The following is a 16,608-nucleotide window of genomic DNA, read 5'->3' as shown; positions in this document are numbered from 1 at the left end:
CCCTCACCCCCGTGTTCGTCACTCACAGCCATGGATGGAGCACGCATTGTCCGCACGCCCGGTTCTCCTGGTCGCCTCCAGCGGCGGCCACCTCGCCCAGTTGTGGTCGCTACGACCCTGGTGGCAGGAGAGAGAACGCGTCTGGGTCACCTTCCGCACCCCCGACGCCGAGTCCACCCTCGGTGACGAGTCGGTGCGCTGGGCCCACCACCCCACCACCCGCCATCTCGGCAACCTGCTGCGCAACACCGGGCTCGCCCTGCGGACGATGCGCGAACGGCGCCCGTCCGTGGTGGTCAGCACCGGGGCCGGGGTCGCGCTGCCGTTCTTCGTCCTGGCCTGGGCGCTGCGGATCCCGACCGTCTACATCGAGGTCTACGACCGCATCGACACCCCGACCCTCACCGCCCGGCTCTGCGCCCCGTTCACCCGCCTGTTCCTCACCCAATGGGAGGAACAACGCTCGTTCATGCCGACCGCGATCACCGTAGGACCGCTCCTGTGACCGAACAGACCACATCCCAGCGCCCGCACCGCCAGGACGACCACACCCATCCGGACGTGGTCGTCAGTGTGGGCACCGACCACCACGCGTTCGACCGCCTGGTGCGTTGGGTCGACGACTACGCCCGGCGGCACCCCGACCTTCGAGTGCTCGTCCAGCACGGGCACAGCGCGGCCCCGTCGAGTTCCACGGGCACGCCGTTCCTGCCCGGCGAGACGTTGTCGGAGGCCATGGAACACGCCGGGGCCGTGGTCTGCCACGGCGGGCCCGGCACGATCGTCCAGGCGCGGTCGTCCGGGCACCTGCCGATCGTGGTGGCGCGCGACCCCGAACTGGACGAACACGTCGATGACCACCAACTCCTGTTCGTCGACCGGTTGGAGCGGTCGGGTCGGGTCCGCGCGTGTGCGACCGCCCAGGGGCTGTACGCCCTGCTCGACAAGGCGCTCTCCTCGCCGGAGGACTTCCGGGTGGCACCCGACACCGACCACGGACCGGCGGAGGCGGCACGACGCGCCGGAGCGCTCATCGACCTGGTCGCCGAGCGGGAGGCGCCCGAGGCGCGCCCCCTCCCGGTGCGGGGTGACGAGGACCGGCCCGAGGTGACCGTGGTCGTGCCGACCCGGGACCGGCCCGAGCTGCTGCGACGCACCCTGCGCGCGGTGGCCGAGCAGGACTACCCCGGCCGGATCACCACCATCGTGGTCTTCGACAACGACGAGCCGGACCCCTCCCTGGCCGAGGACGAGGGCGAGCGTCCGGTCCGTGTGGTGACCAACGGGCTCACCCCGGGCCTGGCGGGAGCGCGCAACACGGGTGTGCTCGCCGCCGACACCGAGTTCGTGGCGTTCTGCGACGACGACGACACCTGGCTGCCCCACAAGCTGAGCGCCCAGATGGAGGTCCTGCGCGCCGAGCCGGACACGGACATGGTGTGCTGCGGCATCCGGGTGGTCTACGACGAGGTGGAGTCGGACAGGACCCTGCACCGCACCAGCGTCACCTTCGGTGACCTGCTGGGGTCGCGCCTGACCGAGCTGCACCCGTCCACCTTCCTCATCCGCCGGTCCGCCATGGTGGACGGCTGCGGGGCGGTGGACGAGGAGATCCCGGGCAGCTACGCCGAGGACTACGAGCTGCTGCTGAGGCTGGCCCGCCGGGCGCCGATCCGCAACATCCCCGAGGTGGGGGTCCGGGTCCTGTGGCACCGCAAGTCGTTCTTCTCCGAACGCTGGCAGACCATCTCCACGGCCCTGCGCTGGCTGTTGGAGCGGTACCCGGAGTTCCGGGTGGTGCCGCGCGGCCACGCGCGCATCGCCGGACAGATCGCCTTCGCGGAGGCGTCGGCCGGGCACCGGAGGGCGGCGTTGCGGTGGATCGGCACCACCCTGCGCGCCCGCCCGTGGGAGGCGCGCGCCCTCCTGGCGTTCCTGGTCGTCTGCGGGGTGCCCCCGGGATGGATCCTGCGCACGCTGCACCTGCGGGGCAAGGGGCTCTAGGGGACGGACCGGGGGGTTCCACCGACTCCCGCGCGGTGGAACCCCCCGGGCGATTCCGGCCTCACCTCCAGCGGAAGAAGCGGATGGCGAGGGGCGGCCGCTGTTCCCGTCCCGGGGAGTGCGTGGAGCCGCACGAAGGCGGCCGGTGGCCTCCGGGGAACACCGGCGACGCCGCCGGGCCGACACGAGGGGGAGCACATGAGCAGGGAGGCCACGGCCGACGACGTCGCGGGAGCGGCGGACACGTCGACCGCGGCGTTCGCGGACCACCCCTTCATCCGGCACACCATCTCCGCCGACGATCACCTCGCCCGACTCCCCGGGTTCCAGCGGATCTTCCTCACCGAGTTCGGGCTGCCGCACGGACGGGTCTGGGTCTCCGACGATCTGGCCGCCGTCGCGGTGTGGTCCACCCCGGACTCCGGCGGGGCCGACGTCACCCTGGAACGCCTCCTGCCCACCCTGGTGGAGCCGGCGGGGACCGCGCCGAGGCCTACGCCTCGGCCGAGGAGGCCATGGAGAGCCACCGACCCACCGCACCGGTGTGGTTCCTGAGCACCGTGGGGGTGCGCCCCGAGGCCCGCGGGCGTGGTCTGGGCCGACGGGTGATCGAGGTCGGGCTGGGCGAGGCGGACGCCGCGGGCGTCCCCGCGTTCCTGGAGACCTCCGGCGTCGGCAACGTCCGGCTCCACCGTTCATTGGGGTTCACCGTGGACGCCGAGTACGCACTGCCCGACGGCGGCCCCCGGACCTGGGCGATGTCCCGCCCCGTGAGCGGCCGACCCCCGCGTCGGGCACGCGCCCCGATCCGCACGCCTCGTCCGCGGGTGCGACCCTTCTCGGTGTCCGGGCGGCACCCGGCGTCCGCCGAGAGCGCCTCAGTCCCTGCCGCGACCCTCGGCGAACTCGACCAGGCGGCGGACCCGCTCCGGCAGGTTCACGTAGGGGTCCTGCCCGGCCAGCTCGAAGCCGCGGCGGGCGTTCTCGTTGGCCTTGATGCGGAAGTCGCAGCCGTCGGAGACCTTGTTGTCCCAGACCTTGACCGCCCGGACGCGCTCGTAGCGCTTGAGGACCTCGGGGATCTCCGCGTACCAGTCGAAGGTCTGCCTGGCACCGATGTCGGTGGTGCCCATCTCGCCGATCATCACCGGCTTGGTGGCGTCGATCCCGTGCCGGGGCCCCTCCTGCTGGATCCACTCGTAGGCGGGGGCGAGGGCCTCCTCGAAGGAGTGGACGTCGGTCCAGTTCGGCATGATGTCGCAGCCGGTCATGTTGTACGCCTCCCAGCTGATCCAGTCGACGTAGTCGTTGCCGGGCCACAGCCCGGGGAGCCGGTCGAGGTTGTCGGCCCATCCGGTCACGTTCCACACCCAGATGACGTTGTCCGCGCCCTCCTCCCGGTACAGATCCACGATGTGGCGCCAGGAGCGCACGAACTCCTCGGGGGTCCCCCGGCTGTTGTACCGCTTGTTGGCGTCCGCCTCGTGGTCGAAGGTGACGAAGTAGGGCACCTCGGTGTCGGCGATGGTGCGGGCCTGTGACCGCAGGGACGAGTCGAACTCGCCGTCGAGGATGTTGCTGTAGGGGATGTCGGGATGACCGGAACGCGTGAACCGGCGCGCCTCGATGTTGGTGTGGACCACGCGCCCCTCGGCGATCATGTCCAGTTCTCGCCGGGCCGGCACGTGGGGCTGGTCGATGCCGCGCCAGGTGTAGACGATGTCCATCTCCCGGCCGACCGCGGCCTCCAGCGGCTCGATGTCGTCCTGGTAGGGGCTGGCACCCCACCAGACCCCGCACGAGGGTTCGAGGATGTCGGACACGGTGCAGCCCGCCTCAGGGGCGGACGGCGCACCAGGGAGCGCGGCCGCGCGCGGAGCGGCCGCGTCCCCCGGCAGTGGACGTTCGTCCGGCGTGTCGGCGACCATGGGCCCGTCACTCGTTCCGGCCAGCCCCAGAACAAGGAGCAGTACCCCCGCCGCCGCCATACCTCGAACCGGTCCGCTGTCCACGGCACATCGCCCCCTGGTTCACCCGATCGTTACTCAGAGTATTCAGAGAGTGACCATACGTCATTTATTTCGTCGACAACACCCCGCGCGGCCACACAGCGGACATCAGTACCCATAGCGCCCCCGCAGTGGCGCGGTGGCCGCCGTGACGAGGCGGCGCCGCCAGGGGGCCAACTCCTCCCGCCAGCGATGGTCGGCCCGCACCCCGACCGGACCACCCTGGAAACGCATCGGGTTCCCCGAGATGGCGTGTCCCACCGACATCGTCACGCCCTGCTCACCCAGGGCCAGTGGCGGACCGACGTGCCCGGCGAACTCGGCGATCCGCTCGAACTCGCTCGCGGGGTCGGCCACGAAGTCCTCGTACCGGACCCGCAGGGTGGGGACGCCCAGCCGGGCCAGGGCGTCCATCGCGGAGTTCTGCGTCATCCACTGGACCGCGGAACGGCCGGCCGAGTAGCGGGCCATCTCCGGTTCGCTGGAGGCGAGGGAGGCCTCGGGCCGGGCCACCCTCTTCCCCCAGGAGTGGGCCACCGCCCGAGGGTCGCGCACCACGTGCAGCAGGCGCATCCGACTTCCGTACCGACGACGCAGACAGGCCGCCAGGGAGGCGTGTTTGCTCGCGTCGACGATCACCCGCGCACCGGCGACCTCCGACACGGCGGAGTAGAGCCGGTGATAGAGGTCGGTGTAGCGCATGCCCCGCGCCGCGACGGCGCTCTCGTCGGCCACCTCGTTGAGCAGGAGCGGCAGGAACCGGGTGCGGTCCACACTGTTTTTCAGGCGCAGGACCCGGGGCAGGTCCAGCCGCTCCCAACCGCCGAAGGCGCGTTTGCCCACCTCCACCCAGAACCCACAGTCGGCGAAGGCCAGACCACAGCCGCAGCGTTCGTTCTCCAGCAGGCCGCGACGCCACAGGTGCACGACCTCCCCGACGGAACAGAAGCCGGGCAACTCACCAAGGAAACGCTCGATCAGGGTCGAGCCGGAACGGCCCATTCCCCCGACGAAGACCAGTCGATATCCATCCACACCCCCAGACTATTACTTTCGGTCATCTCCCAAGAGCGAAAAGTCACCACACCTTCGGCCCCGTCACCCCCGAATGCCGGGGCGGACACGACGCGGCCCCGGATCGGAGGGGCATCCTCCGACCCGGGGCCGTCCCGTCGGCTGTCGATCATTCCGGCTTGCGGACGCGCGGGGTCTCCACAATCCGGTGGGTCCTACAGACCCTCGACGTTCAGCAGAAGGTTGACGGTGCCGCTGGGCACGCTGCTCAGCTTGTCCTCACCGGCGTTGGAGACGAGCCAGTCCAGGATGGTGTCCTGGTCGTCGTCGCCCAGACCGCTCTTGTACAGCGCGGCGGCGCCGGCCACGTGCGGGCTGGCCATCGAGGTGCCGTCGTAGCTGTCGGTGCCGCCACCGGGCACGGTCGACTCCACGTCCACGCCGGGGGCGTAGATGTCCACGGCCGAGCCGTGGTTGGAGAAGGAGGCGGCGGTGTCGGTCTCGTCGGAGGCACCGACGGTGACGACGCCCTCGGCGCCGGCCGGGGAGACATTGCCCGCGTCCTGGCCCTCGTTGCCCGCGGCCACGGCCACGAACACACCGGAGGCGGACAGGGAGTCGACGGCGTCGTCGACGGCCTGCGAGGCCGGGCCGCCCAGGGACAGGTTGGCGACCGCGCCGGCACCGGCGTCCTCGGCCACCCAGTCGATGGCCGCGACGATGTCGTCGTAGGTACCGGAACCGTCGTCGCCCAGGGCCTTCACACCGATCAGGTCGGCGCCGGGCGCCACACCGTAGGTGTCGGCGCCGACGGTGCCGGCGACGTGGGTGCCGTGGCCCTGACGGTCGAGACCGTCACCGCCGGTGGCGTCGAAGCCGACCTCGGCGCGCCCACCGAACGAGGAGTGGTCCGGGTCGATGCCGGTGTCGATGATGTAGACCGAGGAGCCGGAACCGTCGGCGTCGGTGGTGTACGAGTCGTCCAGGGGCAGGTCCTCCTGGTCGATCCGGTCCAGCCCCCAGGTGAGCGAGATCTCGACCTCGCCGACCTGCTCGATGTAGGCGACGCCGTCCTGCGCGCGCAGTTCCTCGACCTCGGCGGCGCTCAGGGAGGCCGAGTAGCCGTTGATGACCTCGTCGTAGGTGTGGTTCACCTGGTCGGAGGAGATCCCCAGTGACGACGGGGAGACCGAGGAGGTCGTGATCGAGTCCTCCAGGACGACGAACCAGTCGCCGCCCGCCGCGGAGGAGGAGGTGTAGACCGGCGCGAGGTCGTCGGCGCCTGCCGCTACGGCCCCGGAGAGAGCCATCGGGACGGTGAGCGCGCCGACCGCGACGGCGCCGATGGCGACCCTGCGGGTGGGGTGCTTCTTCACGCGATTTCCTCCTTGTGGGGGTAATGGGGGTTCCATCACACAGGGAGCCCTCACCGTGCGTATTCGCTCGATTGCGAACTCGCCTGCGATTTGGACACTTTAGACAGACTTGAACCGCGATTTCCAGACTTGGGACGGATTTTTTCTGCTCGTGTCATTCATCCGATGTCTGACAGTGCGACCCGATTCGTCGTCGAAAGCCTGACACCGCGCCAGGTCCCCGCCCCTGCACAGAGCCCTAACGCCGGGTAACTTCGCCCCCTCGGCCGGCCGCCATTCACACCGTGCCTTTCGGTACTCCGAACCGAAAAAATGCCTCTTAAACATGGACATTGAGAAATACGCTCGTAAGATCTCACCTTTGCCCGCACGGCCCCGAACGGTCCGAGCGACCACGCGACCGGCCGGGAACATGAGAACGGGACCGTCCTCGGACGGTCCCGTTCGCGCGGTGCGGGCCGGTGGCCCGGCCGTGGCCCCTACTCGGCCCGGACCACCATGCCGGCGCCCACCGTGGTGTTGGTGGCCTCGTCGATGAGGATGAACCCACCGGTCTGCCGATTCTTGCCGTACTCGTCCACGAACAACGGCTGGGTGGAGCGCAGCCGGACCCGACCGATCTCGTTGAGCGCCAGGTGGTCGGCCTGCTCGTCACGGTGCAGCGAGTTGACGTCCAACCGGTAGCGCAGGTCCTTGACCATCACCTTCGCGGTACGGGTCGTGTGCTTGACGAGCAGTCGGGAACGCGGGGTGAGCTTGCGCGTGTCCGTCATCCAGCACACCATCGCCTCGATGTCCTGGGAGACCGCCGGCGTGTTGTTGGGCCGGCAGATCATGTCGCCCCGGGAGATGTCGATCTCGTCCTCCAACAGGAGGGTGACCGACATCGGCGAGAAGGCCTCGGCCACCTCACCGTCGGCGGTGAGGATCCGCGACACCCGCGTGGACAGGCCCGAGGGCAGGTGGGTGACCTCGTCGCCCGGCTTGAGCACGCCCCCGGCGAGCTGGCCCGCGTACCCACGGTAGTCGTGCAGTTCGGGGTCGTCCGACTTGTGCGGCCGGATGACGTACTGGACCGGGAACCGCGCGTCGATGAGGTTGCGGTCGGAGGCGATGTGCACGTTCTCCAGGTGGTGCAACAGCGAGCAGCCCGTGTACCAGGGCATGTGCGCGGACCTGTCGACCACGTTGTCGCCGTGCAGCGCCGAGATCGGCACGAACGTGAGGTCGCGCGCGTCCAGCTTCGCGGCGAACTCGGAGAACTCGGCCTTGATCTCCTCGAAGCGGTCCTGGGAGTAGTCGACCAGGTCCATCTTGTTCACCGCCAGCACCAGGTGCGGCACCTGGAGCAGGGTGGTGAGGAACGCGTGCCGGCGGCTCTGCTCCTGGAGCCCCTTGCGGGCGTCGACCAGGATGATCGCGAGGTCCGCGGTGGAGGCGCCGGTGACCATGTTCCGGGTGTACTGGATGTGCCCGGGGGTGTCGGCGATGATGAAGGTGCGTTTGGGCGTGGCGAAGTAACGGTAGGCCACGTCGATGGTGATGCCCTGCTCGCGCTCGGCGCGCAGGCCGTCGGTGAGCAGCGCGAGGTTGGTCTGCTCCTCACCGCGCGCGACGCTGGTGCGTTCGACGGCTTCGAGCTGGTCCTCGAAGATCGACTTGGAGTCGTACAGCAGTCGGCCGATGAGGGTGCTCTTGCCGTCGTCGACGGAGCCCGCCGTGGCGAACCGCAGAATGTCGTTGGTCATGATGCCTGGTCCAATGTGCGAAGGGTGGGACGGCCGTGGGCGAGGGAGGGAAGCGGCCCCCGGAAGGGCCGTTCGGGCGCGGTGGGGATCAGAAGTAGCCCTCGCGCTTGCGGTCCTCCATGGCCGCCTCACCGGCGCGGTCATCGGCGCGGGTCTGTCCGCGCTCGGTGATCCGGGTCGCCGCGATCTCCGTGATGATGTCGTCCAGTTCCACGGCGGTGGACTTGACGGCGCCCGTGCAGGTCAGGTCGCCGACGGTGCGGTAGCGGACGACCTCGTCGAAGGGGACCTCGGTCTCGTCGCGTCGGATGAGCGGGGAGTCGGCGAGCAGGATGCCGTCGCGCTCGAAGACACGACGCTCGTGCGCGAAGTAGATGGAGGGCAGCTCCAGCCGCTCGCGCTTGATGTACTCCCACACGTCCAGCTCGGTCCAGTTCGAGATGGGGAAGACCCGGATGTGCTCGTCGCGGTTGATCCGGGTGTTGTACACGTTCCACAGTTCGGGGCGCTGGTTCTTGGGGTCCCACTGGCCGAACTCGTCACGGAAGGAGAAGACGCGTTCCTTGGCCCGCGCCTTCTCCTCGTCACGCCGTGCGCCGCCGAAAGCGGCGTCGAAGCCGTTCTCCTCGATGGCCTCCAGCAGGGCGGAGGTCTGGAGCCGGTTGCGGCTGGCCCAACGCCCCGTGGGCTCGCTCACCTTGCCCGCGTCGATCTGCTCCTGCACGGAGGCGACCACCAGGCGCACCCCGGCCTGGGCCACCCGACGGTCGCGGAAGTCGATGACCTCCTCGAAGTTGTGCCCGGTGTCCACGTGCATGACGGGGAACGGGATCGGCCCGGGCCAGAACGCCTTCTCCGCCAGACGCAGCATGACGATGGAGTCCTTGCCGCCGGAGAAGAGCAGCACGGGCCGCTCGAACTCCGCGGCCACCTCGCGCATGATGAAGATCGACTCGGCCTCGAGCACGTCCAGCTGTGAGAGCTGGTAGCGCCCGAGGGCCTGCTGGCTGGCCTGACCCATGGAATCCGCCTTAGAAGTACCGACACACGAGGCCGGTTCCGTCGCGGAGGGTCCTTCGGTCAGCCCCCCGCGTGCGGACCGGCACTGTCAAGGTCCGCGCCGTCGCGGATGCTAGCCAACAACATACCCGACAATTCCGATCGGCATACAAGGACATCGGGGAGTAGCGGGTCGGCTACGTTATAGCGCAATTCGGACCCGTCGATCCGGGAGGCGTGCAGGCCGGCGGCGCGCGCGACCGCCACCGGGGCGGCGCTGTCCCACTCGTACTGACCGCCCGCGTGGACGTAGATGTCGGCGATGCCGAGCATCACGGCGCAGATCTTGGCGCCGGCCGACCCCATCGGAACGACCTCGGCGCCGAGTTGCGTGGCCATCCGCTGCACGAAGGCGGGCGGCCGGGTACGGCTGGCGGTGATCCGCAGCCGCTGCCCCTCCGGGCGCTCCTCCGGCAGCCACGGCGGGTCCACCGTGGACAGGCAGCTGCCCTGGGCGGGCAGCGCCACCGCACCGGCGACCAACGCGCCGTTCTCCCACAGCGCCACGTGCACGGCCCAGTCGGTACGTCCGGGCTCGGAGAACTCCCGGGTGCCGTCGAGTGGATCGATGATCCACACCCGGCGGGCGCTCAGGCGCGCCGGGTCGTCGGCCCCCTCCTCCGACAGCACCGCGTCACTGGGCCGCAGCCGGCCGAGTGCGGAGAAGAGGAACTCGTGCGAGGTCCGGTCCCCCAGGGTGCGCAGAACCTCGGGCTCGTCGAAGCCGTGGCGGGCGCGCAGGCGCAGCAGCAGCTGGCCGGCCTCGCTCGCCAGGTCGCGGGCCACCTCATGATCGTTTCGGATGCTCTTCACCGGCTAGTATGCTCCCGCCCCACGGATCACCGCTGACCACGTCTTCCACAGGATCTGGATATCCAACGTCAGCGACCAGTTTTCCACGTACCGCAGATCCAGACGGACCGATTCCTCCCAAGAAAGGTCGGAACGGCCGCTGACCTGCCACAGACCCGTCAGTCCCGGTTTGACCACCAACCGCCGACGGACATCGTGCCCATAGCGGGCGACCTCCTCCGGCAACGGCGGCCTGGGACCGACGAGCGACATCTCTCCACGCACCACGTTGACGAGCTGAGGGAGCTCGTCGAGGGAGTAGCGGCGCAGCCACGTCCCCACGGACGTGACCCTGGGGTCTCGACGCATCTTGAAGAGCACACCGTCGTGCTCGTTGTGGGACCGCAGCACCGACTTCAGTGCCTCGGCCCCGACGACCATCGTACGGAACTTGTACACGGGGAACTCGACGCCGCCCCTTCCTACGCGTGTCTGGCGGAACAGGGCGGGTCCGCCGTCCTCGGTACGGATCAGGACGAACAGCACCAGGAACAGGGGCGAGAGCAGGACGAGGGCGAGCGCCGCCGCACACCGGTCGAAGGCCCCCTTGAACAGCCGTCGGGCACCGACCAACTCGGGGTGCTCCACGTGCAGCAGGGGCAGACCCGCGACGGGGCGGATGGTCGTGCGGGGACCGGCGACCTCCATGAGGGCGGAGGCCACGGTGAGCTCGGTCCCGGTCTTCTCCAGCCGCCAGGCCAGTCTGCGCAGCTCCACGCCGTCCATCTCGGGGCAGGCGAGGACCGCGACGACGTCGGCGCCGACCAGCGCGGCGGCGTCGGCGGCGTCGGTGAAGGTGCCCAGGACCGGGCAGCCCTCCAGGTCGGTGGCGTCGGCCTCGTGTTCGGGCAGGCACACGCCCACCACGACCATGCCGTGGTAGATCTCATCGCGGAAGCGGGTGATGAGTTCGCCGGCGGCGCTGCGGTAGCCGACGACCACCACCCCCCGCGTACACCTGCCGAGACGGCGGCTGCGGTGCAGGGCCTTGCGGCGCGCGTAGCGCAGGCCGAGTCCGAGCAGGACGATGAGCGGCAGGACGATGAGGACGTAGCCGCGGGCGAGGTCGAACTTCACGGCGTAGGCGCCGATGGCGACCGTCGCGGCGAGCACCGCCCCGGCCACCGCGACCCGGCGGTACTCCTCCGTGCCGACCCCGAGGAAGCGGTGCTCGTACCCGCCGCCGAGGAACACGAAGAGGACCCAGATCGGGGGGAGCGCGGCCGACAACAGCAGGTAGGGAGCGGTGGTGTCCGCGCCCAGCGCACCGTGGAAGCGGACGAGGACCCCCGCGAGGCAGGCCATGAACGCCGCGAGCAGGTCGAGCCCGACCAGGTCGACGACGTAACGGCGTAGCCAGGCCCGGGCGCCGGACCCCGGGCCGCCGGTGCGGCGGTCGCGCCTGAGGCGCGGGTCCACGCCCCAGGTCGACATCTGTTTCGAACCCGCGACCGAGCGCACGTCGGTGAGCGGTCGCGACGGGACCCGGGTCTCCCCCTGGATGGTCCCACTACCTGTGATCACGCATTCCCCCAAGACCGCGAAAGGATTCAGATACTCACGGTGAGTAGTCGCCACTGACGCCATGGGACTCACGCGGGGGGTATGAGCGGGGCGTGTCGTCGGGCGCAGAACACGTACTGCCGATCCGAACAGTAACCAAAAGTAGTGGAAAAGTCGCTACGAGTCGCAACCGATGGGGGAAGAAGTCCCATTCCTGGCGACAATGTGTCTGTTCTGAGACCAGAATCACCCTCTCCGAAGCGGACACCTCGCCACCGGCACTCGGGACGTCCGAAAATCGCAGCACAGCGTGACGCCCCGCCCGGAGGTTCCGGACGGGGCGTCGGCGCGGGGCGCGTGCGACTCAGGCCAGAGCCGGGTCCATCACGGCGGCCAGCCGCAGGTGCGGTTCCGCCTTCTCCCCCTCACCCTGCCGTCGGAGCGTGCGGCCCAGGAGCAGGTGGGCGTAGGCGTCGTCCGCCCCGTCGGCCACCAGTCCCTCCAGGACCCGGCGGGCCCGACCCAACTGGGCCGAGTGGAAGTAGGCGCGGGCCTCCACCAGTCGGACCGCCCGGTCGAAGCCGTGCTCGTCCAGCAGGGGGCGGAGCAGCTCCAGCGCACCCAACGGATCCCGCAGGGCGAGCAGAGCCTCGGCCCGACGCAGGCGTTCCACCTCCTCGGGCAGCTCGCGGAGCGACCGGGCACCGGCCTCCGCCAGGAAGTCCGCGATCAGCGCGGGGTCCTGGGCCCCGGACAGGGACATCCCGTTCACCACGAAGGTCGGCGAGGTGCGCACCCCCTCGGCCTTACCGGTGAGCAGCAGCTCGCGCACCCGCCGGTCGCCGCCGCCCGCGGCCAGGAGCTCCCCGCCGCGGACGAACCCGGCGTCGGTCGCGATCGCGTCCAGCACCGCGGGGTCGGCGATGTCGCGGCCCTCCACGAAGTGGGCGCGCAGCAGGCGTTCGGCCACCGCGTCCTGCAGGACGGGGCCGCCCTCCCCCTCGGCGAGGACCAGGAGGCGATGGGCGTCGTGGGTGTTCGCGCGCCAGGCGGCGCCCCACTCCCCCGCGATGCCCTCGGCCTCGGCGACCTCGGACATCTTGACCAGCTCGCCCTCCTCGGACGCCTGCGGCCCACAGGCCTGGAGCGCCTCCTCCACGAAGGGATCGCGCATGACCGCGTCGATCGGTTCGGACACGGCGGGCGCGGTGGGGTCGATGCGGTAGGGACGCCAGACGACCTCGACCGACTCACCGGTCCGGCCCGTGAGCGCCTTCTCCAGACGGCGCTTGCCGATGTAGGCCCAGGGGCAGACGGGGTCCGCCCAGATCTCGATTCTCATGCGGTCAAGATAAACGACACTCGTTGCTAAAGCAACACCTGTTGTTTATGCTGTGGGTCATGAACCCCGACGATCCCCGGGTCCGCCGGACCCGACGACGCCTGCGCACCGCACTGCTCTCCCTGGCCGCAGAACAGGAGCTCGCCTCCGTCACCATGGCCGCCGTCGCCCGCCGGGCCGAGATCAACCGGGCCACCGCCTACCAGCACTACGCCGACCTGGACGCACTGGTCGCCGACGCGATGGAGGACGCGGTGGCGCACGTGGCCCACTGCGCCGCACTGTGTCCGTTGGACACGCCCGATGACGCGACCCCGGCCCCCTTGGTGGACCTGTTCGCCCACGTGGCGGAGAACGCGGTGCTCTACCGACGGATGTTCGCCGAACGCGGCGGTGCCCGTTTCTCCGAGCTGCTGCGCGCACGCCTCACGAGGGAATTGCTGTCCGGGTTCGTCGAGGGCCGCCGTCCCGCACGGCACGTCGCGGTCCCGGCGGAGCTGCACGCGTCCTACGTGGCCGGAGCGCTGGTGGGGGTGGTCGCCGCCGCGGCCGATACCGGGCGCTCCCCCGACGCCGACGCCCGCGACACCTGGCTGCTGCTCACGCGCTGAACCGGAACCGCCCCGGGGCCCGCGAGCGCCGGCCCCGGAGGACGGCCCCTCGCCCCGAACGGTGGGCATGGGCGGGCGGAGGTCGTCAGGGTCGGCGGGTCGCCGTGGTCGACCCGGGGTCGAGGGGCGCCACCCGGGCGCGGGGACACCGCCGGGCGCGCTCCGGGACGGGATGTGGGCCGGCCCTCCCACGCGGGGCGGGGAGGGCCGTGACTCAGGCCGCGGTGTGGAAGACGTTCTGGGCCCTGCCCAGACCGTCGGTGAGGATGGTCCGCACGGCGTCGGCGGCCCGCTCCACGTTGAGGTCCAGCTCACCGCGCTCGGTCGAGGAGAAGTCGCGCAGCACGTACGCGGCCGGGTCCATCCGCCCCGGAGGGCGTCCCACCCCGAAACGCACCCTCAGGTACTCGGGCCCGCCCAAGGAGGACGTGGTCGACTTCAGACCGTTGTGTCCGCCGGAACCGCCGCCCTTCTTCAGCTTCAGGGCCCCGAAGTCGATGTCCATCTCGTCGTGCACGACGACGATCCGCTCCAGCGGGACCTTGTAGAACTTCGCCAGCCCGGCGATCGGACCACCGGAGAGGTTCATGAAGGTGCGGGGCTTGGCCAGGACCACGGAGGCGCCGTCGATCCGGGTCTCCACGACCTCGGCGTGCGCCTTGTGGGCCTTCCAGCGTTCACCCTTGTCGGCGGCCAGCGCGTCCACCACCATGAAGCCGGCGTTGTGCCGGTTCCCCGCGTACTTGGGGCCGGGGTTTCCCAGCCCCACGACCAACCACCGTTCGGTCTCGGCCATGTCCTCGTCGTCCCTGCTCTTTCCGACACCCGACCTGCTCAAGAAACGCCACATGCCGCACGACCCTATCCAGACCCGGACGGGTCCCGGAACGCCGAACGCGCGGACCCGTGACGGGCCCGCGCGTTCGGTGGAAAGCCGGTGGTGCGACGCACCGCCGTGTTACTCGGCGGCGGCCTCCTCGGCGGCCTCGGCGGCTTCCTCGCTGGTCTCCGGCTCCTCCTCCACGCGCGGCGCGGCGACGGTGAGCAGGATGCTCTCCGAGTCGGTGACCAGGGTGACGCCCGAAGGCAGCTTCAGGTCGGCGGCGGTGGGGGTGGCACCGATCTCCAGGCCGTCGATGTCGAACTCGACGCCCTCGGGGATGCGGGTGGCCTCGGCCTCGATGGACACGGTGACGAGCTCCTGGTTGAGCACGCCGGGAGCCTTGACCTCACCGGTCAGGTTGACCGGGATCTCGACCTCGACCTTCTCACCCTTGGAGACGACGAGCAGGTCGACGTGCTCCAGGAAGCCCTTGATGGCGTCGCGCTGCACGCTCTTGGGCAGGGCGAGGTTGTCCTTGTCCAGACCGCCGAGGCGGATCAGGACGTTCGGGGTCTTCAGGGCGAGCATGAGCTCGTGGCCCGGCAGGTTCAGGTGGCGGGGCTCGGTGCCGTGGCCGTAGAGGACGGCCGGCACCTTACCCGCGCGGCGGGCGCGACGAGAGGCGCCCTTGCCGAATTCCGTGCGGGGCTCGGCAGCGATACGTACCTCGGACACGACAAAACTCCTCGGGTTCAACCCCGCAGCACGGGGAACACGACTCCAGTAGTACGAACGATTTCCCGCCCTCGGCGGGGAATACGGCGGGGTCACCCAGTTGGCAGGGGACTCGACCGCCCTGGTTCCAGGCGTGCCCGGCGAGCCGCCACCGGACCCGCCCGGCCCGGGAACGCTCGTCGCGCACCCCTGCCCGTGTGGGTTCCGGGGAGGAGAACACACGCAGGAAGCGTGCGCATCCATCCGGGCACGGGGACACTCGGTCAAGTCTACTGCTTCCGGTGACGACTCCGTACATCCCCTACCGGGGCCGACCGGAGATCCGGCCGGCCCCGAGGGGGCACGCGGTGTCCTGGGGTCTGAGGGGAACCACAGGATCTCCCCCGTGGTGGGGGATGTGGGTGTGTTCGGGCACCGGACGGGCGGAGGTGACGCGGGTGCGATCGTGTGGAACGAACCAGCGCACCGGAGGTCACCGAAGGTTCCCATCGGGCCTTGCGACGCTCGCACACGAGTCGAGGCGCGGCGGAGGCCCGAAGGACGCACGATCAGTCGAACAGGCTCGTCACGGAACCGTCGGTGAACACCTCGTTCACCGCGCGGGCGATCAGCGGGGCGATCGACAGCTGGGTGAGCTTGTCGAAGCAGCGGTCCTCGGGGATGGGGAGCGTGTTGGTGACGACCACCTCGGAGATGCGGGAGTTCTGCAGACGCTCCGCGGCGGGGCCCGACAGCACACCGTGGGTGGCCGCGACGTAGACCTGCTTGGCACCCTGCTCGAACAGGGCCTCGGAGGCCTTGACGATCGTGCCGCCGGTGTCGATCATGTCGTCGACCAGGACGCAGACGCGGCCCTTGACCTCACCGACGACCTCGTGGACCTTCACCTGGTTGGCGACGTCCGGGTCGCGACGCTTGTGGATGATGGCCAGCGGCGCACCGAGGCGGTCGGCCCAGCGGTCGGCCGTGCGCACGCGACCGGCGTCCGGGGAGACCACGGTGATCTCGGTGTTGTCCACCTGGTCGGAGATGTGGTCGGCCAGGATCGGCAGCGCGAACAGGTGGTCGACGGGGCCGTTGAAGAAGCCCTGGATCTGGTCGGTGTGCAGGTCCACCGCCATCATCCGGTCCGCGCCGGCGGTCCGGAACAGGTCCGTCATGAGGCGGGCGGAGATGGGCTCGCGGCCACGGTGCTTCTTGTCCTGACGCGCGTACCCGAAGAACGGCGTGACGACGGTGATCCGCTTGGCGGAGGCGCGCTTGAGCGCGTCCACCATGATCAGCTGCTCCATGATGGACTCGTTGATCGGGTCCGCGTGACACTGGATCACGAAAGCGTCGGAGCCGCGCACCGACTCCAGGTAGCGAACGAAGATCTCTCCGTTGGCGAAGGTGTCGAACCGGGTGGGGACCACGTCGATCCCCAGCTCCTTGGCCACCTCCTCGGCCAGCGCGGGGTGCGTGCGCCCCGAGAAAAGCATCAGTTGTTTCTGCCCGGTGGCCTTCATCCCGGTCACGTGATTCTCCCCCAC

General features: G+C 70.1%; 14 protein-coding genes and 1 pseudogene. 4 read left to right on the top strand and 11 right to left on the bottom strand.

Annotation, left to right across the window (positions count from 1 at the left end; all coding sequences use genetic code 11):
* Positions 1-46 precede the first annotated feature (46 nt).
* From DSY14_RS05865 to DSY14_RS05855, 3 genes and pseudogenes are all read left to right on the top strand, one after another.
* Positions 47-505, top strand: a complete 459-nt coding sequence (locus DSY14_RS05865; protein WP_211715423.1) for a UDP-N-acetylglucosamine--LPS N-acetylglucosamine transferase — start codon at positions 47-49, stop codon at positions 503-505.
* On the top strand, positions 502-2,004 hold the full coding sequence (locus DSY14_RS05860; RefSeq protein ID WP_211715422.1) for a glycosyltransferase: 1,503 nt from the start codon (positions 502-504) through the stop codon (positions 2,002-2,004). Before DSY14_RS05865 ends, DSY14_RS05860 begins: the two co-directional genes overlap by 4 nt.
* A 198-nt stretch (positions 2,005-2,202) precedes the next feature.
* Positions 2,203-2,783: pseudogene (locus DSY14_RS05855) on the top strand (GNAT family N-acetyltransferase); the annotation flags it as partial.
* A 99-nt stretch (positions 2,784-2,882) separates the two neighbouring features.
* On the opposite strand, the gene DSY14_RS05850 reads toward DSY14_RS05855, so the two are convergent.
* From DSY14_RS05850 to DSY14_RS05815, 8 genes are all read right to left on the bottom strand, one after another.
* The gene (locus tag DSY14_RS05850) at positions 2,883-4,016 is read right to left on the bottom strand and encodes a glycosyl hydrolase (RefSeq protein WP_307851136.1); all 1,134 of its coding nucleotides are present in this window, start codon (positions 4,014-4,016) and stop codon (positions 2,883-2,885) included.
* 105 nt (positions 4,017-4,121) lie between these two features.
* Positions 4,122-5,048, bottom strand: a complete 927-nt coding sequence (locus tag DSY14_RS05845; RefSeq protein ID WP_307851135.1) for a sulfotransferase — start codon at positions 5,046-5,048, stop codon at positions 4,122-4,124.
* Between the two features lie 194 nt (positions 5,049-5,242).
* The gene (locus DSY14_RS05840) at positions 5,243-6,403 is read right to left on the bottom strand and encodes a S8 family peptidase (RefSeq protein ID WP_211715421.1); all 1,161 of its coding nucleotides are present in this window, start codon (positions 6,401-6,403) and stop codon (positions 5,243-5,245) included.
* A 479-nt stretch (positions 6,404-6,882) separates the two neighbouring features.
* Complete coding sequence (cysN, locus tag DSY14_RS05835) at positions 6,883-8,151, bottom strand: sulfate adenylyltransferase subunit CysN (RefSeq protein WP_211715420.1); 1,269 nt, start codon at positions 8,149-8,151, stop codon at positions 6,883-6,885.
* Between the two features lie 88 nt (positions 8,152-8,239).
* Positions 8,240-9,172 (bottom strand): sulfate adenylyltransferase subunit CysD, encoded by a 933-nt coding sequence (gene cysD / locus DSY14_RS05830; RefSeq protein WP_211715419.1) that lies wholly within the window; start codon positions 9,170-9,172, stop codon positions 8,240-8,242.
* A 59-nt stretch (positions 9,173-9,231) separates the two neighbouring features.
* Positions 9,232-10,023 (bottom strand): 3'(2'),5'-bisphosphate nucleotidase CysQ, encoded by a 792-nt coding sequence (locus DSY14_RS05825; protein ID WP_211715418.1) that lies wholly within the window; start codon positions 10,021-10,023, stop codon positions 9,232-9,234.
* A gap of 3 nt (positions 10,024-10,026) precedes the next feature.
* On the bottom strand, positions 10,027-11,586 hold the full coding sequence (locus DSY14_RS05820) for a sugar transferase (RefSeq protein WP_374223984.1): 1,560 nt from the start codon (positions 11,584-11,586) through the stop codon (positions 10,027-10,029).
* Positions 11,587-11,929: 343 nt separating this feature from the next.
* Positions 11,930-12,907, bottom strand: a complete 978-nt coding sequence (locus DSY14_RS05815) for a DsbA family protein (protein ID WP_211715417.1) — start codon at positions 12,905-12,907, stop codon at positions 11,930-11,932.
* Between the two features lie 59 nt (positions 12,908-12,966).
* Here DSY14_RS05815 and DSY14_RS05810 point away from each other — a divergent pair, with 59 nt between their 5' ends.
* Positions 12,967-13,518: a TetR family transcriptional regulator gene (locus DSY14_RS05810; RefSeq protein ID WP_249187379.1), complete on the top strand. Its 552-nt coding sequence runs from the start codon at positions 12,967-12,969 to the stop codon at positions 13,516-13,518.
* A 214-nt stretch (positions 13,519-13,732) separates the two neighbouring features.
* Here the strand turns inward: DSY14_RS05810 and pth are convergent, their stop codons facing one another.
* From pth to DSY14_RS05795, 3 genes are all read right to left on the bottom strand, one after another.
* Positions 13,733-14,368, bottom strand: a complete 636-nt coding sequence (gene pth / locus DSY14_RS05805; RefSeq protein WP_211715416.1) for an aminoacyl-tRNA hydrolase — start codon at positions 14,366-14,368, stop codon at positions 13,733-13,735.
* Between the two features lie 108 nt (positions 14,369-14,476).
* On the bottom strand, positions 14,477-15,076 hold the full coding sequence (locus DSY14_RS05800; protein ID WP_211715415.1) for a 50S ribosomal protein L25/general stress protein Ctc: 600 nt from the start codon (positions 15,074-15,076) through the stop codon (positions 14,477-14,479).
* 548 nt (positions 15,077-15,624) lie between these two features.
* Positions 15,625-16,593, bottom strand: a complete 969-nt coding sequence (locus DSY14_RS05795; RefSeq protein ID WP_211715414.1) for a ribose-phosphate diphosphokinase — start codon at positions 16,591-16,593, stop codon at positions 15,625-15,627.
* Between the last annotated feature and the right edge of the window lie 15 nt (positions 16,594-16,608).

The sequence above is a fragment of the Nocardiopsis sp. MG754419 genome (genome assembly GCF_018207095.1).
Taxonomy (GTDB): domain Bacteria; phylum Actinomycetota; class Actinomycetes; order Streptosporangiales; family Streptosporangiaceae; genus Nocardiopsis.
Note: the sequence above shows the minus strand (reverse complement) of the source record. Positions and strands in the feature narration are given on the sequence as shown.

Excerpts from the sequence above, each read along its gene's own strand:
- cysN (WP_211715420.1), bottom strand. The coding sequence starts at position 8,151 with ATGACCAACGACATTCTGCGGTTCGCCACGGCGGGCTCCGTCGACGAC.
- cysD (WP_211715419.1), bottom strand. The coding sequence starts at position 9,172 with ATGGGTCAGGCCAGCCAGCAGGCCCTCGGGCGCTACCAGCTCTCACAG.
- DSY14_RS05815 (WP_211715417.1), bottom strand. The coding sequence starts at position 12,907 with ATGAGAATCGAGATCTGGGCGGACCCCGTCTGCCCCTGGGCCTACATC.
- DSY14_RS05810 (WP_249187379.1), top strand. The coding sequence starts at position 12,967 with ATGAACCCCGACGATCCCCGGGTCCGCCGGACCCGACGACGCCTGCGC.
- pth (WP_211715416.1), bottom strand. The coding sequence starts at position 14,368 with ATGTGGCGTTTCTTGAGCAGGTCGGGTGTCGGAAAGAGCAGGGACGAC.